The organism is Oceanobacillus sp. FSL K6-0251, from assembly GCF_038004725.1.
Lineage (GTDB): Bacteria > Bacillota > Bacilli > Bacillales > Amphibacillaceae > Oceanobacillus > Oceanobacillus oncorhynchi.
In genome coordinates this window covers 1,046,169-1,059,527 of sequence record NZ_JBBORS010000001.1, presented here as the reverse complement: position 1 = coordinate 1,059,527, position 13,359 = coordinate 1,046,169, and the positions used below count along the sequence as shown (strand labels likewise).

At 39.3% G+C, this 13,359-nt stretch carries 17 protein-coding genes and 1 other annotated feature; of the genes, 5 read left to right on the top strand and 12 right to left on the bottom strand.

Features of this window, described 5'->3' with window-relative positions:
- Positions 1-40: 40 nt before the first annotated feature.
- Positions 41-937, top strand: coding sequence for an NAD(P)-dependent oxidoreductase (locus MKY45_RS05325; protein ID WP_289584760.1), 897 nt, complete (start codon positions 41-43; stop codon positions 935-937).
- Between the two features lie 91 nt (positions 938-1,028).
- Here MKY45_RS05325 and MKY45_RS05320 read toward each other — a convergent pair whose 3' ends face one another.
- The 4 genes from MKY45_RS05320 to MKY45_RS05305 all read right to left on the bottom strand — a co-directional run bounded on the left by MKY45_RS05320 (position 1,029) and on the right by MKY45_RS05305 (position 3,045).
- Complete coding sequence (locus MKY45_RS05320) at positions 1,029-1,229, bottom strand: cold shock domain-containing protein (protein ID WP_198048619.1); 201 nt, start codon at positions 1,227-1,229, stop codon at positions 1,029-1,031.
- A gap of 407 nt (positions 1,230-1,636) precedes the next feature.
- On the bottom strand, positions 1,637-2,068 hold the full coding sequence (locus MKY45_RS05315) for a spore coat protein (RefSeq protein WP_084612924.1): 432 nt from the start codon (positions 2,066-2,068) through the stop codon (positions 1,637-1,639).
- A 34-nt stretch (positions 2,069-2,102) separates the two neighbouring features.
- Entirely contained in the window at positions 2,103-2,636 is a 534-nt protein-coding gene (locus tag MKY45_RS05310; RefSeq protein WP_042532318.1) for a spore coat protein, read from the bottom strand.
- 199 nt (positions 2,637-2,835) lie between these two features.
- Positions 2,836-3,045 (bottom strand): hypothetical protein, encoded by a 210-nt coding sequence (locus MKY45_RS05305; RefSeq protein WP_042532316.1) that lies wholly within the window; start codon positions 3,043-3,045, stop codon positions 2,836-2,838.
- 224 nt (positions 3,046-3,269) lie between these two features.
- On the opposite strand from MKY45_RS05305, the gene trhO reads away from it, so the two are divergent.
- Entirely contained in the window at positions 3,270-4,247 is a 978-nt protein-coding gene (gene trhO, locus MKY45_RS05300) for an oxygen-dependent tRNA uridine(34) hydroxylase TrhO (protein WP_256705781.1), read from the top strand.
- Between the two features lie 51 nt (positions 4,248-4,298).
- Here trhO and MKY45_RS05295 read toward each other — a convergent pair whose 3' ends face one another.
- Positions 4,299-4,988: a hypothetical protein gene (locus MKY45_RS05295; protein WP_341172636.1), complete on the bottom strand. Its 690-nt coding sequence runs from the start codon at positions 4,986-4,988 to the stop codon at positions 4,299-4,301.
- Between the two features lie 84 nt (positions 4,989-5,072).
- Here MKY45_RS05295 and MKY45_RS05290 point away from each other — a divergent pair, with 84 nt between their 5' ends.
- A complete protein-coding gene (locus MKY45_RS05290; protein WP_256705780.1) occupies positions 5,073-5,573 on the top strand; it encodes a glutathione peroxidase in 501 nt (166 codons plus the stop codon).
- A 27-nt stretch (positions 5,574-5,600) separates the two neighbouring features.
- Here the strand turns inward: MKY45_RS05290 and MKY45_RS05285 are convergent, their stop codons facing one another.
- The 4 genes from MKY45_RS05285 to MKY45_RS05270 form a co-directional block, all read right to left on the bottom strand.
- Positions 5,601-6,776 carry a M20 family metallopeptidase gene (locus MKY45_RS05285; RefSeq protein ID WP_256705779.1) on the bottom strand — a complete coding sequence of 392 codons (1,176 nt, stop codon included), beginning with the start codon at positions 6,774-6,776 and terminating at the stop codon, positions 5,601-5,603.
- Positions 6,777-6,936: 160 nt separating this feature from the next.
- On the bottom strand, positions 6,937-8,373 hold the full coding sequence (gene proS / locus MKY45_RS05280; RefSeq protein ID WP_256705778.1) for a proline--tRNA ligase: 1,437 nt from the start codon (positions 8,371-8,373) through the stop codon (positions 6,937-6,939).
- A 76-nt stretch (positions 8,374-8,449) separates the two neighbouring features.
- Positions 8,450-8,704, bottom strand: a binding site (T-box leader).
- A 604-nt stretch (positions 8,705-9,308) separates the two neighbouring features.
- Positions 9,309-9,794 (bottom strand): DUF456 domain-containing protein, encoded by a 486-nt coding sequence (locus MKY45_RS05275; RefSeq protein WP_256705777.1) that lies wholly within the window; start codon positions 9,792-9,794, stop codon positions 9,309-9,311.
- Between the two features lie 45 nt (positions 9,795-9,839).
- Positions 9,840-10,460, bottom strand: a complete 621-nt coding sequence (locus MKY45_RS05270) for a glycerol-3-phosphate acyltransferase (protein WP_256705776.1) — start codon at positions 10,458-10,460, stop codon at positions 9,840-9,842.
- A 166-nt stretch (positions 10,461-10,626) separates the two neighbouring features.
- On the opposite strand from MKY45_RS05270, the gene MKY45_RS05265 reads away from it, so the two are divergent.
- The gene (locus MKY45_RS05265) at positions 10,627-11,184 is read left to right on the top strand and encodes a M15 family metallopeptidase (RefSeq protein ID WP_341172635.1); all 558 of its coding nucleotides are present in this window, start codon (positions 10,627-10,629) and stop codon (positions 11,182-11,184) included.
- A 91-nt stretch (positions 11,185-11,275) separates the two neighbouring features.
- Here the strand turns inward: MKY45_RS05265 and MKY45_RS05260 are convergent, their stop codons facing one another.
- The 3 genes from MKY45_RS05260 to ytzI all read right to left on the bottom strand — a co-directional run bounded on the left by MKY45_RS05260 (position 11,276) and on the right by ytzI (position 12,075).
- Entirely contained in the window at positions 11,276-11,584 is a 309-nt protein-coding gene (locus MKY45_RS05260; RefSeq protein WP_256705774.1) for a hypothetical protein, read from the bottom strand.
- A gap of 142 nt (positions 11,585-11,726) precedes the next feature.
- A complete protein-coding gene (locus MKY45_RS05255) occupies positions 11,727-11,873 on the bottom strand; it encodes a hypothetical protein (RefSeq protein ID WP_256705773.1) in 147 nt (48 codons plus the stop codon).
- 19 nt (positions 11,874-11,892) lie between these two features.
- Positions 11,893-12,075, bottom strand: coding sequence for a YtzI protein (ytzI, locus tag MKY45_RS05250; protein WP_256705772.1), 183 nt, complete (start codon positions 12,073-12,075; stop codon positions 11,893-11,895).
- Between the two features lie 344 nt (positions 12,076-12,419).
- On the opposite strand from ytzI, the gene ehuB reads away from it, so the two are divergent.
- A complete protein-coding gene (gene ehuB / locus MKY45_RS05245) occupies positions 12,420-13,283 on the top strand; it encodes an ectoine/hydroxyectoine ABC transporter substrate-binding protein EhuB (protein WP_256705771.1) in 864 nt (287 codons plus the stop codon).
- Positions 13,284-13,359 lie beyond the last annotated feature (76 nt).

The window sequence follows — 13,359 nt, the reverse complement described above, 5'->3', positions numbered from 1 at the left end:
ACAAGATTTAGATACAACATTTATACAAAGGAGAGAGACAATGATAACGGCATCAACGGCTACTATCGGTTTTATTGGTTTAGGTGTAATGGGGAAAAGCATGGTAAAAAATCTAATGGAAGCAGGCTACAAGCTTAATGTTTACACAAGAACAAAATCAAAGGCAGAAGAGTTACTGGAGCTTGGAGCTGCCTGGCATGATACACAAGCCAGCTTGGCAAAAGCAAGTGATGTCATTATTACAATGGTTGGTTATCCAGAAGACGTGGAAAAAGTGTATTTTGGAGATGAAGGTATTTTAAACCATGCAAATAAAGGGGCTTATGTCATTGACATGACGACATCTAAGCCAAGCTTAGCAATCGAAATTTATGAAGAAGCAAAAAAAACAGGTTTGACCGCTTTAGATGCTCCTGTCTCTGGAGGGGATATCGGCGCAAAAAATGGCACATTGGCTATTATGACCGGCGGAGATAAAGAAGCTTATGATGAAATTGCACCTATCTTTCGTGTCCTGGGAGAAAGAATTACCTTACTTGGACCTGCAGGAGCTGGGCAGCATACTAAAATGGCAAATCAAATTGCGATTGCGACCAATATGATTGGGGTCAGTGAATCCATTATCTATGCAAAAAAAGCAGGTTTAGATGCGGAGGAAGTACTCGCCACTATTTCTACCGGAGCTGCGGCCAGCTTCTCCTTATCCAACTTAGGTAAGAGAATGCTTGAACGGGATTATGAGCCCGGTTTCTATGTAAAGCATTTTATCAAGGACATGGAAATAGCTTTAGAATCAGCTCATAATATGGGAATGCCAGCACCTGGACTGGAATTGGCATTAAAGCTTTATAAAGAATTAGCTGACATGGGCGAAGCTGACAGCGGCACCCAAGCATTGATTAAATTGCTTGCATATGAAGCGGAAATGACACTGTAACAAAACTTTTTCCTCAGAAAAAACCTCGAATGTTTCTAGAAAACATTCGAGGTTTTTTAGCTGGCTTATCCAGCGTTTTATATCATTCGAATTAAAGACGAACAACGTTTGCAGCTTGCGGGCCACGGTTGCCTTCTACGATTTCGAATTCAACATCTTGACCTTCTTCAAGAGTTTTGAATCCTTCAGCTTGAATTGCAGAGAAGTGTACAAATACGTCATCTCCGTCTTCACGCTCGATGAAACCAAAACCTTTTTCTGCATTAAACCATTTTACTTTACCAGTCATTATCATGACCTCCTTATACAAGATATGCAAAGTCATTGAAACTTAAATACTTTTACACCGTCTTGAAAAAGAGATCGTAAAGTATTCTTGTAACTCCAATTACCTTTTGCAAGTATTATTTTAACCCCTTTCATAAAAAAATGCAAGTGAATATCGATGAAGATTATTAGACAAAATTCGATGTTTTTCAACGGAAGAAGCGTTTTCATATGACGATAGCGTTCTACACTATAAAATCCATTAATTTTTAAAATTGCTAAAAACAGGAATTATGCATAGTTTTCACCTATGAAAAGTATAAAATACCGCAGCTCTGTATATCTATTCTTAAATGAATAGAGCTCCCTTTAACAGTTTTATAAAGGGAGCTCCGGTAAAAAACGTACCGTTATTTTTCGCAATTAATGTTCTTATAAAATATCCAGACTTACTACAATTGCCAGCAGCAGCTGAATCAATAACTGAATATTAATAGCAATATCAATATCGGTAGTAGTGATATTTACATTTTTCGATTTTTCAACAATAGTTTTTTGACGGTTGCTTTGTTTCGTTTTCATCACTTGTTCTAAATCCTGGAAAACAGCCTTTGCCTTGTCTGAATCAGCCAATGTAATGCTGAGCACCACAGCAATAGCTACTTCAATCCCTACCTGTAAACTGATTGCTGCTTGCGTATCTGTCGTTGTTACTGTAACTCCCTCAGAGTCTTTAATGATAATCCATTCCTCAGAGGATTGCTTCGTTATATTCTTTTGTTTGGCTGCTTCCTCTACTTCTGCCTGGTTGTTTCGTTCGTCATCACAATAATCTAGGGCTCTCCACTCTTTTTTGTGCATCATGTTCGTCTACACTCCTTTCTATACCAAATTTGGATTACAGAATATCAATCATGATTACCAAAGCGATGAGGATTTGTAAAAGCAGCTGAATATTAACAGAAATATCTGTGTCGGTTGTTGTCACAGTTGCATCTTTTGTATTATAGATAAATATTTTTTGTTTATTTACCTGGCTGGCACTGATTGTTTGCATTAATTCTTGTTCTACCGCTTCCTCATCTCCAGAATCAGCAATGGATAAACGGATAACAATGGAAATAGCTAATTGCAGTGCTGCTTGTAAGGATGCGCCGATTTGCGTATCTGTTGAATTCACATTAATATTACAGGATTCTTTAACCCAGATAACCTCTGCAGATTCTTGTTCCATATACGAAAATTCATCTGCAGTTTGAACAACACTCGCCTCGCCAAAATTCGGGCTGAAGGAATTATCATAATAAGCCGGTGCGTATTGATTATCTTTTGTGTCACAGGCATTTTCTTCAGGTTGACATGCATAATCGTTTCCATATAAGTCATCGTGGAAACGGTTGGTCCCTTCTGTTTTACTTCTGTAGACAGACATCGATTAACACTCCTTTCTTAAAGTTCTAAATTAATTTATGGTATTGATAACTATACTTCCTGTACACCAGCACAAAGAACACGGAAAATAACAAAATCACCTAGTCCAATTTTTAGGGAATATGCAATGCTGCCGTTTTTGGAAAGCAGCACAAAAAATGTGAAGAAATCATATATTTCCTTCACATTTTAGATAGAAATTATTCTGCTTTAGACTCATTCTTCTTTTCCTGAAACTCCTCTACCTGCGCTTTTAAATCCGTCACCATTTCTTTTAACATTTCACGCTGTTTTTCAGAAAGGTTATTTTTCACTTCTTCTGGTTTAATCCCGTTCTTACGGAAAATACTGTCTACCATTACCTCAACCACTTTATTGGACATCATTGGGTCTTTAGATGATTCGCTCATTATTTCATCTCCTTCCTTCATAGATACTCCATCTTATGGAGAAAAAGTTCAGATTGACTATGCTCACGTCTACAGCGGGATAAATAATGAGAGGCGCGTTTGTCTTATGGACTGGAATCAAGCAATAAAACATGCTAAAATAAAGAATTGCAAGACGAAAAATGAATAAACGAAACCAGACTCATTTGTATCTTGCAAATATAAATGAACAGGTGGTAAACCAAATGGAAACAAATCAAGAATATCGCGTTTTACTTTATTACAATTATGTGCATATTGAGGATCCGGAAGCATTTGCGGCTGAGCATCTTAAATATTGCAACGAGCTTGGGCTAAAAGGACGTATTTTAGTAGCTGAAGAAGGCATTAACGGAACTGTTTCAGGGACAGTGGAACAGACAAATGCCTATATGGAGCATATGCATGCAGATTCTCGCTTTGAAGATATGACATTTAAAATAGATGCTCATGATAAGCATGCTTTCAAAAAAATGCATGTCCGTCCCAGAAACGAATTAGTTACACTGCGTTTAGAAGATGATATTAACCCGTTAGAAACAACCGGAAAATATTTGGAACCGAAAGAATTCTATGAAGCATTACAGGACGAAGATACCATCGTATTGGATGCCCGCAATGATTATGAGTATGATTTGGGACATTTCCGAGGCGCAATCCGCCCAGATATCAAGACATTCCGTGAACTGCCCGAGTGGGTCCAAGAAAACAAAGAAATGCTTGAAGATAAAAAAATCGTAACATATTGCACAGGCGGCATTCGCTGTGAGAAATTCAGCGGCTGGCTGAAGGATGAAGGCTTTGATGATGTAGGTCAATTACATGGCGGCATTGTTACTTACGGAAAGGATCCGGAAGTTCAAGGCGAGTTATGGGATGGACAGCTGTATGTATTTGACGAGCGTATCAGCGTTCCTGTTAACCAAAAAGAACATGTCATCATTGGCAAGGATTACTTTGACGGAGAGCCTTGTGAGCGTTATGTAAACTGTGCAAATCCAGAGTGTAATCGACAAATGCTTGCTTCTGAGGAAAATGAACATAAATACTTACGCGGATGCACGCATGAATGCCGGGTGACACCACGTAACCTTTATGTGAAAGAACATGATTTATCTACAGAAGAAGTGAAAGCCCGCTTAGCAGCGATTGGGGAAACACTTCCAGAAACAACAACGGTTTAATTATATAGATACGAAAACAGGCTGGAGAATTTAGATTCCCCAGCCTGTTTCTTATTTCTGATAAGTAATTGTCCATTCCCTATCTGACTTCTTCATCTCTACACCAAGATAACCTTCTTCGATCAGCTTCTCTTGCCCGTCAATATCGTTCATATTTATCTCCGTTTGATTTTCTGCCCTGATTTCTTTTAATTTTAAATCATTACAATAAACATAGCGCAGCTTTCCGCCATACTTCTCTTTTACTTTATAAATGCGCATCCCCAGTGCAAATTTATCTTTCATGCTTGGAATATTTCCGGGAGCTACTGTAGCTAAGACATAACGGAAAAGTGAAGTATCTAATTGATTCATAATGAATCGGCCCATTTGGGTTTGTAAATGGTTGCCCCGGTAATTTGGATGTACATTGGAAATCTCTGAATAAATGATTTCTGCAAATTCTTCTTCTGTCAAGCCGATATCGCTTCCTAGCCCTTCTTCATCAGCAGCTGGATTCAGAAAAGCCCGGAAAGCAATCAGCCTGTCTTGATGAAAGATACCGACCATCAGCGGCTCTCCCTCTAATATCGTCCGAAATTCACTTTCATCCAGCGTCTCCAGCCTTTTTTTATCCTCTAAAGCTTCATAAACAATCGTTTGCAATTCTAAAATATCGGGTAAATCCGTAGTAGTGAGATAACGTAAATAAGCATTTTTTTCATCCGTCTTTAATGGAATATCTTTTATTATTTTAGTCACAAATAAACGCCCTTTCTTGCTATAATACAATTGGAATTATTTTTAATGCATGTACATCTTATCATTTTTTCGAGGTGAAGTAATATGACAACCATCTATGATTTTTCAGCAAAAACAATGGAAGGCGAAGAGAAATCGCTGTCAGATTATGAAGGGAAAGTACTGCTCATCGTAAACACTGCAAGCAAATGCGGCTTCACCCCTCAGTTTGAAGGCTTACAAAGACTATATGAAAAGTATAAAGATCAGAATTTTGAAGTACTCGGTTTTCCATGTAATCAATTTGGTCATCAAGATCCGGGAGCAGACGAAGAAATTAACCAATTTTGCCAGTTGAACTACGGGGTTACATTTCAAATGTTTTCCAAAGTCGACGTAAAAGGAAAAAATGCGCATCCGCTTTTTGATTTTTTAACGACCGAGCAAAAAGGGATATTAGGCGAACAGATCAAATGGAATTTTACGAAATTCCTCGTTGATACGGATGGAAAAGTTGCAAAACGATTTGGTCCGCAAAAAAATCCGGATACGATGGAAAAGGATATCGAAGCACCTCTTAAATCGGAAAACAGCGGAGAAGGATAACATCCTTCTCCGCTGTTTTCTAACTAGTTAGACCAAAGCCTGCGCTTTATTTTTATTAAATTCTTCTTTCATTGCTTTCAAAGCTTCTTCATTTGTTAATAAATCATAGCCTGTTTTTGCTAGAGAGAGCGCTCCTTCGTACAAAGCCAAGTGCCCGTCTTCTGTAATCGTCTGGTCAGCAAATTCTTTCGTATGCCCAATCAACCCTTCTTTGTTTAAGCCGATATAAGGGTGGATTGCCGGAACGACCTGGCTGACATTTCCCATATCAATGGAGCCATAGCTTTCCTTTGAACCGTGCACAGGTAGTCTGCTTGTTTCTTTTAAATTTGCTGTAAATAGATCGGATAACACTTTATTTGTTGTCATATCATCGTAGCTTAATTCATAATTGGATATCTCTAATGTTGCTCCTGTCATGGAAGCGGCGCCTTCAGCAATATTTTTCACCTTTTCCACAACCTCATTCAGGTAGGTGCGATCCGCTGCCCGGACATAGAATTGAGCAACTGCTTTATCAGGCACCACATTGGCAGCCTCTCCTCCTTCAGGAATGACGCCATGAATACGGACATCTGATTTCACATGCTGTCTTAATGCGTTAATGCCATTAAATAATTGCAGTACGCTATCTAATGCATTAATTCCTTCTTCCGGAGCAGCTGCAGCATGTGCTGTTTTTCCATGATATTCAAACTGGATCGCATCCATTGCCAAGGAATCACCGCTCTCCTGCGAAACATCACTGGGATGTAAAATCATCGCAGCATCTACCCCTTCAAATACACCCTGCTCACTCATCGGCACTTTTGCTCCGTTTGTCTCTTCAGCAGGCGTACCGAATACATGAACGGTTCCGCCAATTTCATCGATCAGCTTGCTTAATACCACGCCTGCTCCGACACTCATGGTTCCAATTAAATTATGTCCGCAGCCATGTCCGATTCCTGGAAGCGCATCATACTCAGCTAAGTATGCAATCTGAAGACCAGGCTTTCCGCTTGAATAGGTAGCTTTAAATGCAGTATCACGGCCAACAATTCCTTTTTCTACGTCAAATTGATGTACTGTTAAATAATCTGTTAACCGCTTCATTGATTCAAATTCTTGATCTCCCAACTCTGGATGATTAAAAATTGTATCGCTTAAATCTGTTAAATCATGTATCACTTTATCTAATTCATTTTTTAAATTTGCTTTCATTATTATTCCCTCACTCAATGTATATATATAAATCAACATGTATATTTATAACATATTTATGCATGCTTATACAAGGTACAAAACAAAAAATATGTATTCAGATAATTATCCATTAGAAAAAACAGACTGAGCTATACACCCAATCTGTTTTCTCTTTTTATTAATAAGCTCTGGCCCAGTAAACCAATTCTTTTGCTTCTTTACCGCAGCATACACATGTTTCAGATACGCTTTCCGGTTCAAATGGGATACAGCGGGACGTAGCGGATGTTTCTTCTTTAATCTTTTCTTCACAGGCAACGTCTCCACACCACATTGCTTTGATGAATCCGCCTTTTTCAATTTCTGTTTTGAATTCATCCATGTCTGTTGCCGTATGAGTCATCTCTACCCGGTGCTCTAAAGCACGACTATAAAGATTAGCCTGTACTTCATCCAGTAATGCAGGAAGGCGCTCTTCTACATCTGCTAAAGCAACAAACTCTTTTTCCCCTGTATCACGGCGGACAAGAACAACCTGTTCTTTTTCAATATCCTTTGGCCCCATTTCGATACGGACCGGAATACCTTTCATTTCATATTCATTAAATTTCCAGCCCGGCATTTTATCACTGCCGTCAATATCAACACGGGCAATATCAGCTAACTGGTCACGTAAGGCATATGCTTTGTCCAGTACGCCTTCTTTGTGCTGCGCAATCGGTACAATCATCGCCTGTGTCGGAGCAACCTTTGGAGGCACTACTAATCCGCGGTTGTCGCCGTGTACCATAATTAATGCACCCATAATCCGGGTAGATAATCCCCAGGAAGTTTGATGAACAAATTGGCTTTCTCCATTTTCATCCAGGTACGTAATGTCAAATGCTTCTGCAAATCCGGAACCAAAATGATGAGAAGTACCAGATTGCAAGGCTTTTCCATCATGCATCAACGCTTCAATCGTTAACGTGAATTCAGCCCCGGCAAATTTTTCTTTATCTGTTTTCTTTCCTTTTAGAACAGGAATTGCTAGATATTCTTCCACCAGCTTGGCATAAATTTCAAGCATCCGGTTTGTTTCTTCCGTCGCATCTGCATCTGTCGCATGCGCTGTGTGACCTTCCTGCCAATGAAATTCAGAGGAACGCAGGAACGGACGGGTTGTTTTTTCCCAACGGACAACATTAGACCATTGGTTATACAGCTTTGGCAAATCACGATAAGAGTGGATGTTGTTCGAGTAATAGTCACAGAAAAGCACCTCAGAGGTTGGACGCACTGCGATACGTTCTGTTAATTCCTCATCTCCCCCATGGGTTACCCAGGCAACCTCGGGAGCAAACCCTTCTACATGATCCTTCTCTTTTTGCAGTAAGCTCTCAGGAATAAAAAGCGGGAAGGCCACATTGGTGTGCCCTGTTGCTTTAAACATACGATCTAATTCATCTTTGATGTTTTCCCAAATTGCATAGCCATAAGGCTTGATAATCATTGTACCGCGCACCTGACCGTAGTCCACAAGCTCCGCCTGCTTGACAACGTCTGTATACCACTGTGCGAAATCATCCTCCATCGCTGTAATTTTTTCTACAAATTGCTTATTCTTCTTACCCAAAAGTAAGCACCTCTTTCTTATTTTGCTCTTCTATTATTTGAAAATCCCATGTAAACGCAAAAAATCCTCCATCCAAAAAAGGGACCGAGGTTTAGTGGTGGTACCACCCTTGTTTATATATAAGCTGCTACCTATTATTTTATAGACGTGTCCAGCATATATATACACTTTATTGGATAACGGTCCAAAACCGCGCCAATTTCAGAGCAGGGCTCCTTATATGGCGAACTCGGAAGGCAGGTTCCCTTGTATGTCTAAGAAAAAGTCTCAGCATTCTTTTTCTCTCTGTTTTAGACATTTACAACGTACTATTCTCCGTCAACATTTCAACTATGCTTTTAATATATAGTTCTCACTGATGAAAGTCAAGAAGCTGACGATTTTTTTCATCTATCTTGGTTAGGCGAGAGGACTCCCAACCTCAAGGCAGGCTAACGTCGCAACGTCCTGGGGTTGCGATTACTCACCCCATCGAAAAGAGTTGTTGCAACGCCTGCACTAGTACATCCTGGGACTGCGATTACTCGTCCCATCGAAAACATTTGTACGTCGGAATGTGCAGGGTGAAACCCAATGAGTAGGTGGGAGGTGAATTGCCTTTTTATATTTACGAACATAAGTTTGCATGGTATAATGTTCTTGAAAGACGCTCTTTGAAAACTGAACATAGTAGGTTGTGGCGAGAATCGTTGCTTTGCCACGTAAAATGTTCAAGCCAAACATGTCAGCCAAGGCACACAAACGTGTGAACCTCATATAGGCTGAAAAGTAGTCTCAGGAGGCAGGACCAATGGGATAGCGGGGTTGGGTGTTTTTAGCACACCGATGTGTCAACTCCACTGGCGGTTAATCGTCATCTTGAAAGTCGACACCCCAGAAACCCCCACTTCAAATTTCTTTAGAAATTAAGTGGTGGGAGTATTCATGCTGTCTGGTTAAAACCAAATTGCGATCAAGAACCAGCCAATCATTATCAGCTGCAAGACTACTTTCGCAACCGATCCGCCTAAAAATCCTAAAAAAGAACCGATCGATGCTCGGATTGCTTCTTTTGCAGTCCTGCGCCGCATCATTTCAATAGCGAGAACTGTCAAAAATGGCACATAAATAATACCAAATGGCGGTGTAATAAATGATCCGACAATCACAGCAACCGCAGCTCCTCTTTCACCTGCCTTACTCCCTCCAAATTTTTTCACAAAATAACTGTTGGCGATAATATCCGCTACAAAAAGAATGACTGTGATAACTATCATTCCTGTCCAAAACCACCAGGTCAGGGACTCACTGTTTATAAAGAAATAATAGACTAAAAATCCGCCCCAAATCGCAATAACGGATGGAATCATTGGGAAAATAATTCCTAGAAAGCTTGCGATAAATAATAGGATAATGATAATCCATAATAAAATTTCCACCAAGTGCACGCTCCTTCATAATAAAACTTCCTTTTTAAATCTTTCTCTTTAAGCACTCTTTTTAAACATACTGGATAGTCTGGTCTCTTCTTTTAATAGAATCCGGCGATAATTTTCCATATGTTTGTATATACATAACAGTGTTAAAAAGATTACTACCAGCGCAGGTGCATTTCCAAAGAAATAGTAGGTTGTTATTAAAAAGGAAAGATACATAAACAGCACGCCGATAACAAGATAGTCCGTTGCAAAGGTAAAGAATAATAAGATAGCAATTCCAATTAATGCAACCCGCCAGTCAATGGCAATTAGCGCACCTACTAACGATGCCGTCCCCTTCCCGCCGCTGAACTTCATCGTAATTGGATAATTATGCCCAATAATAACAAATAGAGCCGTTAAATAAATGGATAAAGAAATTCCCGCAGCCGACATTCCAGCTTCATTTAAAATAAAAAGAACAAGTAAAATAGCAAGTGTCGCTTTAAAAATATCAATGATTGCAACAACAATCCCATATTTCCAGCCTAGCAGAATCGTTGTATTCGATGCTCCGGCATTCTTTACGCCTTCTCCTTTAATATCCCGCTTCTTTATTTTGCCAACGATTTGCGATCCATGAATACAGCCAAAAATATAGCCAATCAAACAGCTGATGAGGTAATACATTGGTTTCCCTCCATTTCTGTCAAGTTTATCTCATTATATGTCTAGATAAGTGAAGAAATCAATTTGCAAAACTGCCAGATTTCGCTAGTTGTTCAACCCTTCATCAGAAGCTTGTACATGTTATGATATGACTAGAGATTCTTTTTAAAGGAGCCCGAAATATCGAATGAAAGCTATAAAGCATTTTACGCTTTCTTGGATTGCCATTATTCTTTTTATAGGTTTGCTGTTCTGGCTTTACGAGCAGACAACCCCTTCTTATGAAAGAGTGGATGGAGAAGAAACGGTATCAGAACTTCATCCTGTTGTCCAAGAAGCGGTGGATACGTTAATCGATCGTGCGGATGATATAGATATAGAGGTCGTTATTACAGATGGTCTGCGTACAGAGGTAGAGCAGGAATCCCTGTATGCCAGAGGCAGAGAAAATGAAGAAGATATTGTTACCCATGCCAGAGGCGGGGAAAGTTATCATAATTATGGACTGGCTGTCGATTATGCGATTCGTAATCATGATGGAGAGGTTATTTGGGATATCCATTACGACGGGAATAATAATGGAGAGTCTGACTGGTTTGAAGTTGCAGACATTGCAAAGGATTTAGGCTTTGAATGGGGCGGAGATTTTAATAGCTTTACAGATTACCCGCATCTGCAAATGACATTTGGTTTGAGCATTTCTGAGCTGCAGCAGGGGTACCGTCCTCCTGGTGAAGGGGAATAAGATGGTCTGATTTATTATATTCAAATATATTTCACAAAAAGAAATGCAGGCAGAAAAAACTTCTGTCTGCATTTCTTTTTATCATCTTATTTTAAAACAGACGAAGTTCCTCGATTTCGCTCTTGGTTTTATCGGTTCCTAAATCATACAATTTGCGGTAGAGGGCAATCAATTCTCCCTCGTAATTATCACGCTTCGCATCGACAGGCTGTTCATCAAAAGGTTTTCCTACAAATTTAACGGCATCCTTTGCATTTTTTTCTTTTCTTGCAAACAGAACTTCCACTTCTTTTACCTCTTCCGGTGTCGCATATATTTCATACTCAATTCCGTTTTCAGGAAGCGAAACCTCTCGGATTTCCTCCGTATCTACTGTTACATAGTATTTCTTTCGTGCCATCTTTAGAAACCTCCTTTCTAAAAATATTACCTATTTTGGGAGGTCTAAAACTTCTCTATTGGATTAGGAAAAAATATGACTTGGATTGCCGTCTGTTTTTCACAGCAGGAGATGCCCTTTTAAACAGACAATACAGCCCGCTTTATTCCCCAATATATTGACCTTTATTTTGATCGTTTCCATCCACCGCTACGTAAATTGCCTGATTTGTAGAATAAAGCGAATAAAAAGCAAATAAAACACCAGCAGCTGCACATGCTGCAATCATAAATAATCCCATTCTCTTCATAGCTTTCTCCTGGATAACCTTATTTCTTTTCTTCTTTCTGGTTCTCCTCATTGCTGTCACTATCCTTCTTTTCCTCTTCACCGGGAAGCGGGTCTATTTTATGCTTATAGCCATACCCTTTTGATAAAGTAACCAAAGATAAAATAATAACCATCGCTACCACAATGACTGAAACAGCAATTACTGCGATATAGGGCCCCATAATATACCTCCATCATCTCTTCTTATCTTCTATCCTATTAAACTATGCATGCCTTTTCAATTAATTTCTATTTTCGTTTTTAGAAAATGGAGTTTTTAGTTATACAGAGAATATGAAACTATACCACCGTATATGTTGGTATCTGAAAGTTATTTACCATTCATCCCGTAAAACGGTAAATAAACCATATTTTTGCTAAAATATCCGGTTTGAGAATCTCCCTCTTTCTCTGTAACATATTTGTTAACTCATGTTGATTTCATGTAACATTCTTTCTTCAAAGAATAGCGGCATTGTTAATCAACATTTTTTATTATCTATTATTTTTGAGGGGGAGCATTTAGTTGAAGAATAAAATAATACTTATTGGATTGATTTTAATTCTAGCATCTCTAGCTGCTTGCGGCGGTTCAGATAATAGTCTGGAAAGCATTCAAGACTCCGGCACTGTCGAAGTCGGTTTCGCCAATGAATCACCTTACGCTTATGAAGAAGACGGTGAATTAAAAGGTGCGGCAGTTGATATTGCTACAGCGGTTTTTGCTGAACTTGGAGTCGATAATGTAGAAGGTAAATTATCCGATTTTGGTGAACTAATTCCAGGAGTACAAGCTGGACAGTTTGATGTTGTTACTGCTGGTATGGCTATCAATCCGGAACGTTGTGAAAATGCGCTTTTCGGTGAGCCGGAAATGGTATACGGAGAAGGGCTTGTTGTCGAAGCCGGCAATCCGTTATCCATTGAAAGTTATGAAGATATTGCAGATAACCCGGATGTGACCGTAGTTGTTATGGAAGGTGCCACAGAAATTGAATTTTTAAAATCAGAAGGTGTAGATGACGATCAAATTATTACTGCTTCTGATATTCCTGCAACCTTTTCAGCTATTCAAGCTGGACGCGCTAATGCAACAACTGGTACAGAAATGACTGTTCGCGAAGCATTTGAATCCGCTGATACAGAAGATTTAGAGATTGTTGAAAATTTCGAACAACCGGAAAATATTGACGGTGTACCAAGTTATGGGGCTGCTGCCTTCAGTCTTGAAAACGAAGAGCTTCGTGATGCCTATAACGAAAAACTAGAAGAATTAAAAGAAGATGGAACTGTTGCTGAATTACTAGAACAAAATGGATTCCATCCAGAAAGTAATTTTGTTGAAGCTGGGTCTGTAACAGCAGAGCAAGTTTGTAAAGGTGAATATTAATCTTGTAAGCTTATGAAACATATATTTTTCAGACTCCATAGGGCGGTTCCTTCACGCAAGGAGCGCCCTATCTTTC